Here is a 16,588-nt window from a genome sequence, read left to right as displayed (position 1 = left end):
CTCCGACAACTTACGCCGTTACGCCCCATTTCCCCTCTAATCAACTTTGTCAGCAGCCTGAATCGGTTGGTCATGATTACTCGTGCGTTATGATGTTGGGGATGGTGTCATCCTTACGCAACGTCATTATTTCGCAGCCGTTATCGGTTACCACAATAGTATGCTCATACTGCGCCGACAAGCTGCGATCTTTAGTTTTTACCGTCCAGCCGTCTTTCATGGTACGAATGCGGTAATCGCCAGCATTGACCATAGGTTCAATGGTGAACGCCATACCGGTCTGCAAGACAACGCCACCGTCATCGGCATCATAATGAAGTACCTGGGGTTCTTCGTGGAAACCCACACCAATGCCGTGACCGCAATATTCCCGCACCACAGAGAAATTCTCTGCTTCAACATATTTCTGTATTTCTTTACCCAGGGTGCGCAAGCGGATACCCGGCTTGACCATCTTGATTGCCAGATACAAGCTTTCTTGCGCCACGCGGCACAGGCGCTCACCCAGAATAGTTGGCTTACCGGCAATAAACATTTTTGAGGTGTCGCCGTGAAAACCGTCTTTAATTACGGTCACGTCGATGTTCACGATATCGCCATCTTTCAGTATTTTTTCATCACTTGGAATGCCGTGACAAATCACTTCATTCACTGAAATACAAACTGATTTAGGGAAACCGTGATAGTTCAAACACGCAGAAATAGCCTGTTGGTGGTTGGTGATATGGTCGTGACAAATACGATCAAGCTCACCAGTGCTAACCCCCGGTTTTACGTAGGGTTCAATGATTTCCAGCACTTCAGCCGCCAGACGGCCAGCAACGCGCATTTTTTGAATATCTTCAGGTGTTTTGATTGAGATTGCCATGCAACAGTGTCCACAGGGGCCAGTGTGTGGCCGCTGTTATAATTAAATAAGTAAAAAAAGCTGTCACATATGGTACCAGCCCTGCAATTTAGTGCCAAACTTTCGTTTGCTGTCGCGGCACAAAATACAACAAAAGTTGGTGTGTTGCGGCAGTTTATGGTATAAAGCGCGCCGGCGAACCGCACTTCATACCCGAGTTTTTTCTGGTGATTGATGGGCTGTTTAGCTGAGTAATACCAATCGCACTCATATGTGTAAATAACACACACGTGTCGACACATACGCCGGGGTGCCCTAAAGCTATTGATTATTATCGATTGTTTATGGGGTCGGCGTTATGGGACACGTGGAGGCATAACCCCAACTGATACTATAGAGGTTTTAATCATGGCAACTGTTTCCATGCGCGACATGCTCCAAGCCGGTGTTCACTTTGGTCACCAGACCCGTTACTGGAACCCGAAAATGAAGCCTTTCATCTTCGGCGCACGTAACAAAGTTCACATCATCAACTTGGAAAAGACCGTACCACTGTTCAACGAAGCTCTGGCTGAATTGAAAAAGATTTCTTCCCGTAAAGGTAAGATTTTGTTCGTTGGTACTAAACGCGCAGCAAGCGAAGCGGTAAAAGACGCTGCCAACAACTGCGACCAGTTCTTCGTGAACCATCGCTGGTTGGGCGGGATGCTGACTAACTGGAAAACTGTTCGTCAGTCCATCAAACGTTTGAAAGATTTGGAAATCCAGTCTCAAGACGGCACCTTTGACAAGCTGACCAAAAAAGAAGCGCTGATGCGTACTCGTGAACTGAACAAGCTGGAAAACAGCCTGGGCGGTATCAAAGACATGGGCGGCTTACCAGACGCACTGTTTGTTGTTGATGCGGATCACGAACACATCGCTATCAAAGAAGCTAACAACCTGGGTATCCCGGTATTCTCTATCGTTGATACTAACTCCGATCCAGATGGCGTTGACTTCATCATCCCAGGTAACGATGACGCAATCCGTGCAGTAAAACTGTACCTGAGCGCTGTTGCTACTGCCGTCAATGAAGGTCGTTCTCAAGATCTGGCCGTTCAAGCGGAAGAAAGCTTCGTAGAAGCTGAATAATAAGTCAGGCTCGTTGTGAGCCCTTATTAACCAGGTATTGAAATATGTTGGTTAGGGGGCCTTTATAGGCCCCCTTTGCGTATCTAATGTGAGATCTTGTTTTCACAAGAGAACCGAGGAAATTGAAATGGTTGCTATTACCGCTGCTTTGGTAAAAGAACTGCGTGATCGTACTGCCGCAGGCATGATGGAATGTAAAAAGGCGTTGGTTGAAGCTAACGGCGACATTGAGCTTGCCATCGACAATATGCGTAAATCTGGTCAGGCTAAAGCTGCCAAGAAAGCAGGCCGTATCGCTGCTGAAGGTATCATCCTGGCTAAAGTTTCAGCCGACGGTAAATACGGTGTGATTCTGGAACTGAACTGCGAAACTGACTTCGTTGCTAAAGATGCTGGCTTCAAAGCATTCGGCGAAGAAGTTATCAATGCAGCTCTGGCTGACAAAATCGCTGATATCGACGTTCTGAAAGCTAAGTTCGAAGAACAACGCGCTAACCTGGTTGCTAAAATCGGCGAGAACATCAACATTCGTCGTGTTGCTGTTCTGGAAGGCGATGTTCTGGGTACTTACCTGCACGGCGCGCGTATCGGTGTTCTGGTTGCAGCAACTGGCGCTGATGAAGAGCTGGTTAAGCACATTGCTATGCACATTGCTGCAAGCAAGCCTGAATACGTTAAGCCAGAAGATGTTCCTGCTGAAGTTGTTGCTCGTGAGCACCAGATCCAGTTGGACATCGCTATCGAATCCGGCAAACCACGTGAAATTGCTGAGAAGATGGTTGAAGGCCGTATGCGTAAGTTCACCGGCGAAGTTTCTCTGACTGGTCAGCACTTCGTTATGGACCCAAGCAAAACTGTTGGCGATCTGTTGAAAGAGAAGAAAGCTGACGTTGTAAACTTCATCCGCTTCGAAGTGGGCGAAGGCATTGAGAAAGTTGAGACTGACTTTGCTGCAGAAGTTGCAGCAATGAGCAAACAGTCTTAATGCTAAAAATGGGGCCGCCAATCGGCGGTTCCATTTTATCCACTCGATATCCGTCATTTTTCAAGTTACAGGTGTGCTGACAGCCTTTGTTTACCTCGGTCATTTACTTACGTAAGTTCCGAAGGATTCACTTAGTTGTTGTCTTCCTACAACTCGAATTATTTAGGGTATAAGCTTAGTCCGGTCAGTTTTCAATGCAAAATATTGTTTTGAAGTCCTGACGGTCAAGTCTCCAATATTATTACTGCTGCTTAGGACAGAACACCATGGCAACCAATGCAAAACCCGTATATCAGCGTATCCTGCTTAAGCTTAGTGGCGAAGCCCTGCAAGGTGCAGAAGGTTTTGGTATCGACGCAAGCGTTTTGGATCGCATGGCTCAAGAAGTTAAAGAGCTGGTCGAATTGGGCATTCAGGTCGGTGTGGTCATTGGCGGTGGTAACTTATTCCGCGGTGCCGGTTTAGCACAGGCAGGGATGAACCGCGTAGTGGGCGACCACATGGGAATGCTGGCTACCGTCATGAACGGCCTGGCAATGCGAGATGCACTGCACCGTGCCTATGTGAACGCCCGCCTGATGTCTGCTATTCCACTTAATGGTGTGTGTGATAATTACAGCTGGGCCGAAGCAATTAGCCTGCTGCGTCACAACCGGGTGGTAATTTTTGCTGCGGGTACAGGTAACCCATTCTTCACCACAGATTCTGCGGCTTGTTTGCGCGGTATCGAAATTGAAGCTGATGTTGTGTTAAAAGCAACCAAAGTAGATGGGGTTTACTCCGCAGATCCGGTGAAAAATCCTGACGCGACATTGTACGAACAGTTAACCTATCAGGACGTTTTAGAGCGTGAGCTGAAAGTTATGGATCTGGCAGCCTTCACTTTGGCCCGTGATCATAACCTGCCAATTCGTGTCTTCAACATGAATAAACCTGGCGCTCTACGCCGTGTAGTGATGGGTGAAAATGAAGGGACGTTGATCACTAAAGAAGTGACTGCGGTAGCTAAATAAGCGACTTCCTGTACTGTCAGGGGCATCTGGATTGACGGCTTGCCCCTTTAGCCAGCAACTGTTGGTTTATATATTCACCGGCTATACTTAAGCTATGGCCTGCCAAGTAACCAGTTTCCAAGGGTTTACAACGTGATTAACGAAATTAAAAAAGACACTGAAGTTCGCATGGAAAAATGCTTCGAAGCCTTCCTGACTCATATCAGTAAGATTCGTACCGGCCGTGCTTCTCCAAGTATTCTTGATGGCATTCAGGTTGAGTATTATGGCACCGCGACGCCATTGCGCCAGTTAGCTAACATCGTTGTTGAAGACTCCCGCACTCTGGCGTTGACTGTCTTTGACCGCAGCTTGAGTGCCGCAGTTGAGAAAGCAATCATGACCTCTGATTTAGGTCTGAATCCTTCTTCTGCCGGTACCGTGATTCGTGTTCCACTACCAGCACTGACTGAAGAACGTCGTAAAGACTTAATTAAAGTTGTTCGTGCAGAAGCAGAGCAGGGCCGCGTTTCTGTACGTAACGTGCGCCGTGATGCAAACGAAAAATTGAAAGCTTTGTTGAAAGATAAAGAAATTAGTGAAGACGAAGATCGTCGTTCTCAAGATGATATCCAAAAGCTGACCGATATCTTCATCAAGAAAGTTGATGCGGCTTTGGCTGCGAAAGAAGCCGAGTTGATGGATTTCTAATCCTCATTCGCAACGGCAGAGCGTCGCTTCGGCGGCGCTTTGTTTTTAGTCGATTCAGTGTTTTATTAGGTTGATGTCTCGCCTATCATAAAAACAGTTATTCAGAGTACTCTCATGAAGCAACTGACTATTCTTGGTTCTACTGGTTCCATCGGCAACAGCACTTTGAGTGTTGTGCGTGCCAATCCTGAATTATTCAAAGTAACTGCCTTGGTTGCTGGTCGCAATGTCGAGCAGATGGCACAGCAATGTCTTGAATTCGCTCCCCTTTATGCTGCAATGTCTGATGAGTCATCGGCTATAGCATTGCGCCAAATCTTGGCTGAAAACGGCTCACGAACTGAAGTTTATTCAGGTGAAAAGGCGGCCTGTGAACTGGCTGCTTTAGAGGATGTCGACCAAGTGATGGCGGCGATTGTTGGTGTGGCCGGATTGCCTTCCACATTAGCTGCAATCCGCAAAGGAAAGCAGGTATTACTGGCCAATAAAGAGTCGCTGATTACTTGCGGCAAGCTGTTTATGGATGAAGTGCAGCACAGCCACGCGCAATTACTCCCCATTGATAGCGAACATAATGCCATTTTTCAGAGTTTGCCCGAAAAAATTCAGCGCCAATTAGGTTATTCTTCTTTAGCTGAGAATGGTGTTGCTCGCATAGTGTTAACCGGCTCTGGTGGGCCACTGCGTGAAATCCCACTGTCACAATTTGCTGATGTCACACCGGATCAGGCTTGTGCGCATCCCAATTGGTCGATGGGACGTAAAATCTCGGTCGATTCAGCGACTATGATGAATAAAGGGCTGGAGTATATTGAGGCTCGTTGGTTATTTAATGCCAGCGCTGAGCAGATGGAAGTGATTTTACATCCTCAGTCTGTTATCCATTCGATGGTTCGCTATCATGACGGGAGTGTTTTGGCGCAGATGGGAACCCCAGACATGCGAACGCCTATCGCACACGCGATGGCATACCCGCAGAGGGTTAATTCTGGTGTTACCCCGCTGGATTTCTGCAAAATCCGCGAGCTAACCTTTGATACTCCAGATTATCAGCGCTATCCCTGCCTGAAACTGGCAATTGATGCATGTAATGCTGGTCAGGCGGCAACAACAGCCTTGAATGCGGCAAACGAAGTTTCGGTTATGGCCTTCCTGGGGGGGGGAGATCCGTTTCACTGACATTGCGGCAATCAATAATACTGTCGTGGAGCATTTATCGTTGGCAGAACCCACCAGTGTGGAAGAAGTGTTGGTGATTGACCGTCAGGCCCGTGTTACGGCAACTGAAGCAATAGCAAAATTGAATAATTAAAAACTTAATCAGCTGTTGTGGGAATTTGTTAGGGCTGGGATGAGATGCTATAGTCAGCACCATCAATGGAGAGATAGACCGTTGATTAGCGGCCTAATAAGTATTTAAACCGTCTATTTTGGCTGTCACTGAAGAAGTCGTGACTTAGTACACGACTTTTTTTGTGTGCTTACCGCCTAATGTTCGAGTCGAACAATTGATTTATTGAGGAAATGAGTTCGCATTATGTCGTCTGTAAATGAAGATAGGGCTAACTTGTCCCCCCTGAATCCACGCCATGTTGCTATTATTATGGACGGTAATGGGCGCTGGGCTAAAAAGCAGGGTAAATTAAGGGTCTTCGGCCATCGAGCAGGAGTGAAATCTGTTCGTCGGGCGGTCAGTTTTGCAGCGAATAATCAGTTAGATGCGCTCACACTTTATGCTTTTAGTAGTGAAAACTGGAATCGCCCTGCTCAAGAAGTCTCCGCACTGATGGAACTTTTTGTTCGAGCACTGGACAGCGAAGTAAAAAGCCTGCATAAACATAATGTTCGCTTATCCGTCATTGGTGATATTAGCCGATTTAGTGAACGATTGCAGCAACGGATCCGTCGCTCAGAAGAGTTAACTGCAAACAATGACGGTCTGAAACTTAACATTGCTGCCAATTATGGTGGCCGTTGGGATATTATTCAGGGAGTGCGCCATTTAGCTGAGCAAGTACAGCGAGGTGAGTTGCAACCCGCAGATATCAGTGAAGAAGCACTAAACTCGTATATCTGCCTGCATGAGCAATCTGAGGTAGATTTAGTGATCAGAACCGGTGGTGAACATCGCATCAGTAACTTTTTGTTATGGCAAATAGCCTACGCAGAACTTTACTTTACTGATGTACTCTGGCCTGATTTTGATGAACATGTCTTTGAAGGTGCGCTGAATGCATTTGCACAACGCGAGCGTCGCTTCGGGGGAACTACACCTATCGATGCCACTGCATCCTAGGGGGAACTTTTGCTGAAGTATCGTCTCATAACTGCTTTGATTTTGATTCCGGTTGTCATTGGTGCACTGTTCCTGCTTCCGCCGGTTGGTTTTGCTATTGTTACTCTCTTTGTTTGCATGCTTGCAGCTTGGGAGTGGGGGCAGTTAGCCGGGCTTGCCAGTCGCTCTCAGCGTATTTGGCTCGCCATACTTTGTGGCTTTTTCCTTGTGTTAATGCTGCTTAGTCTCCCAGCCTACCAGCATTCAATTCACCTCGCACAAGTGAGTGTGCCACTCTGGCTCTCTATGGGCTGGTGGGGCGCCGCATTATTGTTGGTACTGACTTATCCAAAATCTGCGGCATTCTGGCGTGATTCTCGTCTCTTACGCATAATTTTCGGCATTTTAACTATTATCCCATTCTTCTGGGGTATGGTTGCGCTGCGCCAGTATGGCTATGAACAGAACCATGATATCGGTGCCTGGTGGCTGCTGTATGTGATGCTCTTGGTGTGGGGAGCTGATTCCGGCGCTTATATGTTCGGAAAACTATTTGGTAAACACAAATTAGCGCCTAAAGTATCACCAGGTAAAACATGGGAAGGATTAATTGGCGGTTTACTGACATCAGCTCTGATATCATGGTTGTTTGGTCGATATGCTCCGTTGGATATTATCCCAGAAAAGCTGTTAATCTGTTCCGTGGTTGCTGCACTGGCCTCGGTACTCGGCGATTTGACCGAAAGTATGTTTAAACGTGAAGCGGGAATCAAAGACAGTGGTCATTTGATTCCTGGTCATGGTGGGATACTGGATCGTATCGATAGCCTGACCGCAGCTGTGCCGGTATTTGCCTGCTTAATGCTGTTAGTGTTTTAATCCGTCACTGACGGGGAGTTTAGGGAATATGATGAGCATACTCTGGAGCCTGGCCGCGTTTATTGTCGCACTGGGGATCTTAATTACAGTGCATGAGTTCGGCCACTTTTGGGTGGCGCGGCGCTGTGGTGTCCGCGTCGAGCGCTTTTCTATTGGTTTTGGCAAAGCTTTGTGGCGCCGGACTGATCGTCAGGGTACTGAGTATGTTATCGCCCTTATCCCGCTGGGTGGCTATGTTAAAATGTTGGATGAGCGCGTAGAGGCCGTCGCGCCAGAATTACGCCATCAATCTTTTAACAACAAAACTGTTTTACAACGCGCGGCAATCGTCAGCGCGGGCCCTATAGCTAACTTCCTTTTTGCTGTCATTGCTTACTGGCTGGTGTTTATCATTGGAGTGCCGAGTGTACGCCCGGTTGTGGGTGATATTTCGCCACAATCCATTGCTGCACAAGCCAATATTTCTCCGGGGATGGAACTTAAGTCGGTAGATGGTATCGAAACGCCTGACTGGGATTCTGTTCGTTTGGCATTAGTTGGCAAAATTGGCGACCAACAAACACAAATTGGTGTTGCTCCATTTGGTTCTGCCAATGTGGTGCAAAAAACATTAGATTTGCGTCAGTGGCAATTTGAACCAGATAAACAAGATCCCGTCGTTGCATTAGGCATTATTCCTCGTGGCCCGCAGATTGAATCCGTCTTGGCTGAAGTCCAACCAGGGTCAGCGGCAGAAAAGGCAGGTTTACAAGCAGGGGATCGGATAGTTAAAGTTGGCGGGCAGCCATTGGGTAGCTGGCAAACATTTGTTCTACAAGTTCGAGATAACCCCGGTAACGCACTGGAGTTAGATATTGAAAGGGGTGGTACCCCCTTGTCTTTAACCTTGATACCAGATACAAAATCGGTTGGAGAAAACCGCAGTGAAGGTTTTGCGGGTGTAGTGCCGAAAGTTATACCGCTTCCGGATGAATATAGAACGATTCGCCAATATGATCCGTTTACTGCATTCTACCAAGCTGGGGATAAAACCTGGCAGTTGATGCGCTTGACGGTAAGCATGTTGGGTAAACTGATTACTGGTGATGTTAAGCTGAATAACTTGAGTGGCCCGATATCTATTGCACAAGGTGCTGGGGTTTCAGCTGAGTACGGGTTGGTGTATTACCTGATGTTTTTGGCACTGATCAGTGTCAACTTGGGTATTATCAATTTGTTCCCGTTACCAGTGTTAGATGGTGGACACCTGCTCTTCCTGGCGATAGAAAAGCTGAAGGGTGGGCCGGTTTCTGAGCGAGTACAGGACTTCAGTTATCGCATCGGTTCAGTTTTACTGGTGTTATTAATGGGGCTTGCACTTTTCAATGATTTCTCCCGCCTTTAACGGCTGGGGATAGGTTAGGAAGAACGCATAACAACGATGGCGATGAAAAAGTTGCTCATAGCGTCGCTGCTGTTTGGCAGCGCCACCGTATACGGTGCAGACGGGTTCGTAGTGAAAGATATTCATTTCGAAGGCCTGCAACGGGTCGCCGTTGGTGCGGCGTTACTTAATATGCCGGTTCGCGTAGGCGATACCGTCAGTGATGATGACATCGGTAAAACTATCCGTGCGTTGTTTGCTACAGGCAACTTCGAGGACGTTCGCGTCCTGCGCGATGGTGATACGCTGATTGTTCAAGTCAAAGAACGCCCAACGATTGCCAGCATCACTTTCTCCGGTAATAAAGCGGTGAAAGATGACATGCTTAAGCAGAATCTGGAAGCCTCTGGCGTCCGGGTTGGCGAAGCCCTGGACCGTACCACTATATCCAACATTGAAAAAGGACTCGAAGACTTCTACTACAGCGTGGGTAAATACAGTGCTTCAGTGAAAGCTGTTGTTACGCCATTGCCACGTAATCGTGTTGATCTCAAACTGGTCTTTACTGAAGGTGTTTCTGCAAAAATTCAGCAGATTAACATTGTTGGTAACCACAGTTTCACCACTGATGAGCTGATTTCCCGCTTCCAATTGCGTGATGAAGTGCCATGGTGGAACGTAGTTGGCGACCGCAAATATCAGAAGCAGAAATTGGCAGGTGACCTTGAAACCTTGCGCAGTTTCTATCTGGATCGTGGTTATGCTCGCTTTAATATCGATTCAACTCAAGTGAGTCTGACGCCAGATAAAAAAGGCATCTATATCACAATCAATATTACTGAAGGCAATCAATACAAGCTTAACAGTGTGGTTGTGAGCGGCAATCTTGCAGGTCATCAATCTGAAGCTGAAAAGCTCACTAAGATTGAGCCGGGTGAATTGTTTAACGGCAGTAAAGTTACACGCATGGAAGAAGACATCAAAAAGATGTTAGGCCGTTATGGTTACGCCTATCCACGCGTGGTTTCTCAACCTGAAATTAACGATGCTGACAAGACTGTCACGTTACGTATCAATGTAGATGCGGGTAACCGTTTCTATGTCCGAAATGTTCGTTTCGAAGGCAATGACACCAGTAAAGACTCTGTGTTGCGCCGTGAAATGCGTCAGATGGAAGGTGCGTGGCTGGGTAATGATCAGGTTGAAGCCGGTAAAGAACGTTTGAACCGTTTGGGCTATTTCGAAACTGTTGAGGTTGAAACTCAACGTGTTCCGGGAACCGACGATCTGGTTGATGTCACCTACAAAGTTAAAGAACGAAACACAGGTAGCCTGAACTTTGGTATCGGTTACGGTACTGAAAGTGGCGTGAGCTTCCAGGTTGGTGTTCAGCAAGATAACTGGTTGGGTACTGGTAATACCGTCGGTATTAACGGCACGAAGAATGACTACCAGACATACGCTGAATTTACCTTAACTGACCCTTACTTCACTGTTGATGGTGTAAGTCTGGGCGGGCGTATCTTCTATAATGACTTTAAAGCAGATAACGCAGACCTGTCCGGCTATACCAACAGCAGCTACGGTGTTGACGGTACTTTAGGCTTCCCAATCAATGAGAATAACTCGTTGCGTGTTGGCTTAGGTTACGTCCATAACGATCTATCTGATATGGAACCGCAAGTCGCGATGTGGCGATATCTTGAGTCTGTTGGTCAGGACCCTAATCTGACTGATCGTGCAAGCTTCACCGCAGATGATTTCACACTGAATCTGGGTTGGACATATAACAACCTTGACCGTGGTTTCTTCCCAACCTCGGGTGTTAAATCATCAGTTAATACAAAAGTAACTGTGCCGGGCTCTGATAACGAGTTCTATAAAATTACTTTTGATACATCTGCTTACCAGCCATTAGATGAAGATCGTTCATGGGTACTCTTGGGGCGCGGTCGTCTAGGTTACGGTGATGGTATTGGTTCTAAAGAGATGCCATTCTACGAAAACTTCTATGCCGGTGGTTCCAGTACCGTACGTGGTTTCCGGTCAAATAACATCGGCCCTAAAGCTGCGTACTATACTAATGCTGATGGCTCCGTGCGCGACTCTACCGATGCGGTTGGTGGTAATGCGATGGCGGTGGCCAGTTTAGAATTGATTACACCGACACCGTTTATTAGCGAGAAATACTCGAACTCAGTACGTACCTCATTCTTCATTGACTCCGGTACTGTATGGGATACCAATTGGGAAAACACCGCACAGACACGCGCTGCGGGGATACCTGATTACAGTAAAGCCAGTAATATTCGTGTATCTGCCGGTGTGTCCCTGCAATGGATGTCTCCATTAGGGCCGTTAGTGTTCTCATATGCTAAACCGGTTAAAGATTACGAAGGCGATAAGTCAGAGCAATTCCAGTTTAACATTGGTAAAACTTGGTAATTGATTGGTAAAGCAGTTCTTAATTTTAAAGACAGCACTGGTAGTTGAAATAACCTAACGTAGCGTCAGCTCAGGTTGGCGCTTTCTTCGGGATTATTCGGTATTAAGTGCACTTCAAGGTGTCTCTGACACAAACGGGTAATGGTAAGGAGTTTATAGTGAAAAAGTGGTTGTGTGCCGCAGGTCTTGGTTTAGCATTGGCTGCTTCAGCCAGCGTTCAAGCCGCTGACAAAATTGCTATTGTGAACGTTTCCAGCATTTTCCAACAACTGCCTGCGCGTGAAACCGTAGCTAAGCAATTGGAAAATGAATTCAAAGGGCGTGCATCCGAACTGCAAAAAATGGAACAAGATCTGCAAGCAAAAATGCAGAAATTCCAGCGTGATGCTTCAACCATGAAAGCGAGCGATCGTTCTAAGACGGAACAAGACATCATGAAACAACGTGATGCTTTCTCGCAAAAAGCCCAGGCTTTTGAGCAAGATAACCGCAAACGTCAGAACGAAGAACGTAACAAAATCCTGAGCCGTATCCAGGATGCTGTTAAATCTGTCGCTAGCAAAGGTGGTTATGATGTGGTTATTGATGCAAATGCTGTGGCATATGCAGACCCATCTAAAGACATCACTGCAGACGTGCTGAAACAGGTTAAATAACACATGCCTTCAATTCGACTGGCTGATTTAGCTCAGCAGTTGGATGCAAAGGTGCACGGTGATGGCGATCTTGTCATCACCGGTATCGCTTCTATGCATTCTGCCGAGCCTTCGCAAATCACATTTTTATCAAACAGCCGTTATCAGGAACAACTCGCTACTTGTAATGCAGGTGCCGTAGTGTTGACTGAAGCAGATTTACCTTTCTGCAAGTCTGCGGCTTTAGTCGTTAATAATCCTTATTTAACCTATGCTCGCATGGCGCAAATAATGGATACCACCCCTCAACCTGCTCAGGATATTGCTCCGAGTGCGGTAATTTCTTCGCACGCAATTTTGGGCGAGAATATTTCGGTTGGTGCAAATGCGGTAATAGAGTCCGGTGTGGTGTTGGGTGATAACGTTGTCATCGGCGCGGGCTGCTTTATTGGTAAGAATACTCACATTGGTGCTGGTAGCCGTTTGTGGGCCAATGTCTCCGTTTATCATGAAGTTGTGATTGGGAAAAATTGTCTAATCCAATCAGGTACGGTCATTGGTGCAGATGGTTTCGGCTATGCAAACGATCGTGGTAACTGGATAAAAATACCCCAGCTTGGTTCTGTACATATTGGCGATAGGGTTGAGATTGGTGCCTGTACAACGATTGACCGTGGTGCGTTAGATAATACGATTATTGGTAATGGCGTCATCATTGATAACCAATGTCAGATTGCACATAACGTCGTGATTGGCGACAATACCGCAGTTGCCGGTGGTGTTATCATGGCCGGTAGTCTGAAAGTTGGACGCTATTGCATGATAGGCGGTGCCAGTGTTATCAATGGTCATATGGAGATTTGTGACAAAGTCACAATCACCGGGATGGGAATGGTGATGCGTCCAATCACTGAACCTGGGTTATACTCCTCCGGTATTCCGCTACAACCGAATAAAGTTTGGCGCAAGACAGCTGCTTTAGTGATGAATATTGATGGGATTAATAAACGCTTAAAAGCCATTGAGCGCAAAATCGACAAAGAATAATCACTTAAGCCCGAAACTCTGAGCAAATAATCAAACTTATTGGCCGTTAATGCCAAAAGTAAGTGTAAAGAGTTCATAATTTGCGGCCTGCCTAATGCCTCCTTTTTGGGGCAGTGCAGGCCGTGTTGTTGATAGCATTAGTTTTTTAGACAGGAAGAGTATTTTGACTACTGACACTCATACTCTGCACATTGAAGAGATTTTAGATCTACTCCCGCACCGTTTTCCGTTTTTGCTGGTAGATCGCGTCCTTGATTTCGAGGAAGGTAAATTTCTACGTGCAGTGAAGAACGTCTCTTTCAACGAGCCTTTTTTCCAAGGTCATTTCCCCGGCAAGCCAATCTTCCCAGGTGTGCTTATCCTGGAAGCTATGGCGCAGGCTACTGGTATTCTGGCGTTTAAAAGCCGCGGTAAACTTGAGCCAGGTGAGCTTTATTACTTTGCGGGTATTGATGACGCACGTTTTAAACGTCCGGTAGTGCCTGGCGATCAAATGATCATGGAAGTTGAGTTTGTCAAAGAACGCCGTGGTCTAACCCGTTTTACTGGTGTGGCGAAGGTTGATGGTGAAATTGTTTGTACGGCAACAATGATGTGTGCTCGTAGCAAACCAGCAACAGCGCCAGCGGAACCAACCGCTGTAAAGCCTGACGTAAAGGAGTCCTGATACGTGATTGACAAAACCGCCGTTATCCATCCAAGCTCTATCGTCGAAGAAGGTGCTATTATTGGCGCCGGCGTTCGTATTGGCCCCTTCTGCTTTGTCGGATCCCAGGTGGAAATCGGCGCTGGCACGGAACTTAAATCCCATGTCGTCGTTAATGGAATAACAAAAATCGGCTGTGATAATCAGATTTACCAGTTCTCTTCAATTGGTGAAGCAAACCAGGATCTGAAATATGCAGGTGAACCTACACGGGTAGAAATTGGGGATCGTAACCGCATCCGTGAAAGCGTTTCTATCCACCGTGGCACGGTCCAGGGTGGAGGGTTAACCAAAGTAGGCAGCGATAATTTACTGATGATCAATGCCCATATTGCCCATGACTGTATCATCGGCAATCGTTGTATTCTTGCGAATAATGCAACGCTGGGTGGCCATGTAGAAATTGACGATTTTGCCATTATTGGCGGTATGACAGCAATTCACCAATTCTGCGTGATCGGTGCGCATGTTATGGTGGGCGGTTGTTCTGGTGTTGCTCAAGACGTGCCTCCTTTTGTCATCGCTCAAGGTAACCACGCGACACCTTTCGGTATTAACATCGAAGGCTAAAGCGCCGCGGTTTCGACAAAGAATCACTTCATGCTATCCGCAATGCATACAAATTATTGTATCGCAGTGGCCGGACGCTAGATGAAGTGAAACCTGAAATCGCTGAATTGGCGGTGCAGCACCCGGCTGTTCAGGCATTCTGTGATTTCTTTGAACGCTCGACTCGCGGCATTATTCGCTGACCTATGCAAACTAACCCATTATCTGTTGATCGTCCGTTAAGCGGCGAACGTCCTTTAACTATCGGTTTAGTCGCTGGAGAAACTTCTGGCGATATCTTAGGTGCTGGATTGATCCGTGCACTGAAAGCTCAAGTTCCTGATGCGCGCTTTGTTGGTGTCGCAGGGCCGCTGATGCAAGCTGAAGGATGTGAAGCCTGGTTTGAGATGGAAGAATTGGCAGTGATGGGTGTTGTTGAAGTGCTAGAGCGCCTGCCACGTCTTCTTAAAATTCGAAAAGAGCTGACTCAACGTTTTAGTGAGCTCTCTCCGGATGTTTTTGTCGGTATCGATGCCCCTGATTTCAATATCACCCTCGAAGGGCGTTTGAAACAACGGGGTATTCGAACTGTTCATTATGTCAGCCCCTCGGTGTGGGCCTGGCGACAAAAGCGTGTTTTCAAAATTGGTAAAGCGACCGATATGGTGCTTGCTTTTCTTCCTTTTGAAAAAGCGTTTTACGATCGTTTTAATGTTCCCTGCCGTTTTATTGGCCATACCATGGCCGATGCCATGCCGCTCACCCCTGATAAACAAGCTGCGCGAGCTGAACTTGGCATTGCGTTAAACACGCCTTGTCTGGCCTTGCTGCCGGGGAGTCGCCATTCTGAAGTGGAAATGCTCAGTGGCGATTTTCTGCGTACGGCCGTCATCCTCAGACAACAACTTCCTGAGTTGGAAGTGCTGGTTCCGCTGGTTAATAGCAAGCGGCGCGAACAGTTTGAGCGAATTAAGGCTGAGGTTGCACCAGACTTATCCGTGCGTTTATTGGATGGCAATGCTCGTCTGGCCATGATTGCTAGTGACGCGACGTTGCTGGCTTCCGGTACAGCCGCATTAGAATGCATGTTGGCCAAATGCCCGATGGTGGTCGGTTATCGTATGAAACCTTTCACGTTCTGGTTGGCTGAGCGGTTGGTCAAAACGCCTTATGTCTCGCTGCCTAATTTGTTAGCTGGCGAAGAATTAGTGACTGAGTTGTTGCAGCAAGAATGTCAGCCGCAAAAATTAGCGGATGCGCTGTTGCCGTTACTGCAAGGTGGGGACGCGGTTGAAGCTTTAAAGGCCCGCTTCCTGATTTTACATCAGAGCATCCGCTGTGGTGCAGATGAGCAGGCAGCGCAGGCGGTATTGGAGTTAGCAGGACGATGACTGATATTTTTATTTATCCACAAGCAAACCTGATTGCAGGAGTGGATGAAGTGGGTCGCGGCCCATTAGTGGGTGCAGTCGTGACTGCCGCGGTGATTCTTGATCCTAAACGGCCGATAGTGGGGCTGGCGGACTCGAAAAAATTGAGTGAGAAACGCCGCCTGTCACTGTATGACGAAATTATTGATAAGGCGCTGTCATGGAGCCTTGGCCGCGCAGAGCCGGAAGAGATTGACCACCTCAATATCTTGCACGCAACTATGCTGGCAATGCAAAGAGCTGTTGCTGGGCTGCATATTGTGCCTGATTATGTCTTAATTGATGGCAACCGCTGCCCGCAATTGGCGATGCCGTCATTAGCCGTCGTAAAAGGTGATAGCCGGGTTGCAGAAATTAGCGCCGCCTCAATTCTCGCCAAAGTAACACGCGACCGCGAAATGACTGAACTTGATCGCCATTTCCCTGAATATGGTTTCGCGCAGCACAAAGGTTATCCCACCGCTGTCCATTTAGAAAAACTGTCAACCTTCGGTGCGACTGAGCATCACCGGCGCAGTTTTGGCCCGGTTAAACGTGTGCTGGGTTTGGTGTAAACTGCCCGGTAGCATCCATAACATATGGGTATGATT

14 protein-coding genes and 2 pseudogenes are annotated in these 16,588 nt (G+C 47.3%); 15 read left to right on the top strand and 1 reads right to left on the bottom strand.

All coding sequences use genetic code 11. The features are described from left to right. Positions 1–76 precede the first annotated feature (76 nt). Entirely contained in the window at positions 77–868 is a 792-nt protein-coding gene (gene map, locus YROHD0001_RS07475) for a type I methionyl aminopeptidase (protein WP_004715073.1), read from the bottom strand. A gap of 387 nt (positions 869–1,255) precedes the next feature. Between map and rpsB the strand changes: the two genes are divergently transcribed. From rpsB to rnhB, 15 genes and pseudogenes are all read left to right on the top strand, one after another. Further along, complete coding sequence (gene rpsB, locus YROHD0001_RS07480) at positions 1,256–1,981, top strand: 30S ribosomal protein S2 (RefSeq protein ID WP_004715071.1); 726 nt, start codon at positions 1,256–1,258, stop codon at positions 1,979–1,981. 127 nt (positions 1,982–2,108) lie between these two features. Then, complete coding sequence (gene tsf, locus YROHD0001_RS07485; protein WP_004715070.1) at positions 2,109–2,966, top strand: translation elongation factor Ts; 858 nt, start codon at positions 2,109–2,111, stop codon at positions 2,964–2,966. Positions 2,967–3,232: 266 nt separating this feature from the next. After that, positions 3,233–3,979, top strand: coding sequence for a UMP kinase (gene pyrH / locus YROHD0001_RS07490; RefSeq protein ID WP_004706701.1), 747 nt, complete (start codon positions 3,233–3,235; stop codon positions 3,977–3,979). A 132-nt stretch (positions 3,980–4,111) separates the two neighbouring features. Continuing rightward, complete coding sequence (frr, locus tag YROHD0001_RS07495) at positions 4,112–4,669, top strand: ribosome recycling factor (RefSeq protein ID WP_004715067.1); 558 nt, start codon at positions 4,112–4,114, stop codon at positions 4,667–4,669. Between the two features lie 114 nt (positions 4,670–4,783). Next, positions 4,784–5,981, top strand: a pseudogene (gene ispC / locus YROHD0001_RS19335) (1-deoxy-D-xylulose-5-phosphate reductoisomerase). A gap of 225 nt (positions 5,982–6,206) precedes the next feature. After that, entirely contained in the window at positions 6,207–6,965 is a 759-nt protein-coding gene (gene ispU / locus YROHD0001_RS07505; RefSeq protein ID WP_032817060.1) for a (2E,6E)-farnesyl-diphosphate-specific ditrans,polycis-undecaprenyl-diphosphate synthase, read from the top strand. Between the two features lie 9 nt (positions 6,966–6,974). Continuing rightward, positions 6,975–7,823 (top strand): phosphatidate cytidylyltransferase, encoded by an 849-nt coding sequence (gene cdsA, locus YROHD0001_RS07510; protein WP_032817059.1) that lies wholly within the window; start codon positions 6,975–6,977, stop codon positions 7,821–7,823. A gap of 28 nt (positions 7,824–7,851) precedes the next feature. Further along, positions 7,852–9,207: a sigma E protease regulator RseP gene (rseP, locus tag YROHD0001_RS07515; RefSeq protein WP_004715059.1), complete on the top strand. Its 1,356-nt coding sequence runs from the start codon at positions 7,852–7,854 to the stop codon at positions 9,205–9,207. Positions 9,208–9,243: 36 nt separating this feature from the next. Continuing rightward, positions 9,244–11,631 carry an outer membrane protein assembly factor BamA gene (bamA, locus tag YROHD0001_RS07520; protein ID WP_004715057.1) on the top strand — a complete coding sequence of 796 codons (2,388 nt, stop codon included), beginning with the start codon at positions 9,244–9,246 and terminating at the stop codon, positions 11,629–11,631. 158 nt (positions 11,632–11,789) lie between these two features. After that, positions 11,790–12,287: a molecular chaperone Skp gene (gene skp, locus YROHD0001_RS07525; protein ID WP_032817056.1), complete on the top strand. Its 498-nt coding sequence runs from the start codon at positions 11,790–11,792 to the stop codon at positions 12,285–12,287. Between the two features lie 3 nt (positions 12,288–12,290). Then, positions 12,291–13,313: a UDP-3-O-(3-hydroxymyristoyl)glucosamine N-acyltransferase gene (lpxD, locus tag YROHD0001_RS07530; protein WP_004715053.1), complete on the top strand. Its 1,023-nt coding sequence runs from the start codon at positions 12,291–12,293 to the stop codon at positions 13,311–13,313. A gap of 163 nt (positions 13,314–13,476) precedes the next feature. Beyond that, positions 13,477–13,980: a 3-hydroxyacyl-ACP dehydratase FabZ gene (gene fabZ / locus YROHD0001_RS07535; protein WP_032817078.1), complete on the top strand. Its 504-nt coding sequence runs from the start codon at positions 13,477–13,479 to the stop codon at positions 13,978–13,980. Between the two features lie 3 nt (positions 13,981–13,983). Beyond that, a pseudogene (lpxA, locus tag YROHD0001_RS19330) lies at positions 13,984–14,771 on the top strand (acyl-ACP--UDP-N-acetylglucosamine O-acyltransferase). Between the two features lie 3 nt (positions 14,772–14,774). Beyond that, positions 14,775–15,959 (top strand): lipid-A-disaccharide synthase, encoded by a 1,185-nt coding sequence (gene lpxB / locus YROHD0001_RS07540; protein ID WP_004715045.1) that lies wholly within the window; start codon positions 14,775–14,777, stop codon positions 15,957–15,959. Continuing rightward, entirely contained in the window at positions 15,956–16,552 is a 597-nt protein-coding gene (rnhB, locus tag YROHD0001_RS07545) for a ribonuclease HII (protein ID WP_032817054.1), read from the top strand. The genes lpxB and rnhB overlap by 4 nt, the downstream gene beginning before the upstream one ends. Positions 16,553–16,588 lie beyond the last annotated feature (36 nt).

Source organism: Yersinia rohdei ATCC 43380 (assembly GCF_000173775.1).
In the GTDB taxonomy this organism is placed as follows: Bacteria; Pseudomonadota; Gammaproteobacteria; order Enterobacterales; family Enterobacteriaceae; genus Yersinia; species Yersinia rohdei.
The sequence above is the reverse complement of the archived record's forward strand: the minus strand, read 5'-3'. Positions and strand labels throughout refer to the sequence as shown.

Bases quoted from the DNA above. Each gene is read 5' to 3' on its own strand.
- lpxD (WP_004715053.1), top strand. From the start codon at position 12,291: ATGCCTTCAATTCGACTGGCTGATTTAGCTCAGCAGTTGGATGCAAAG.
- rnhB (WP_032817054.1), top strand. From the start codon at position 15,956: ATGACTGATATTTTTATTTATCCACAAGCAAACCTGATTGCAGGAGTG.
- rpsB (WP_004715071.1), top strand. From the start codon at position 1,256: ATGGCAACTGTTTCCATGCGCGACATGCTCCAAGCCGGTGTTCACTTT.
- lpxB (WP_004715045.1), top strand. From the start codon at position 14,775: ATGCAAACTAACCCATTATCTGTTGATCGTCCGTTAAGCGGCGAACGT.
- tsf (WP_004715070.1), top strand. From the start codon at position 2,109: ATGGTTGCTATTACCGCTGCTTTGGTAAAAGAACTGCGTGATCGTACT.
- map (WP_004715073.1), bottom strand. From the start codon at position 868: ATGGCAATCTCAATCAAAACACCTGAAGATATTCAAAAAATGCGCGTT.
- ispU (WP_032817060.1), top strand. From the start codon at position 6,207: ATGTCGTCTGTAAATGAAGATAGGGCTAACTTGTCCCCCCTGAATCCA.
- rseP (WP_004715059.1), top strand. From the start codon at position 7,852: ATGATGAGCATACTCTGGAGCCTGGCCGCGTTTATTGTCGCACTGGGG.
- bamA (WP_004715057.1), top strand. From the start codon at position 9,244: ATGGCGATGAAAAAGTTGCTCATAGCGTCGCTGCTGTTTGGCAGCGCC.
- pyrH (WP_004706701.1), top strand. From the start codon at position 3,233: ATGGCAACCAATGCAAAACCCGTATATCAGCGTATCCTGCTTAAGCTT.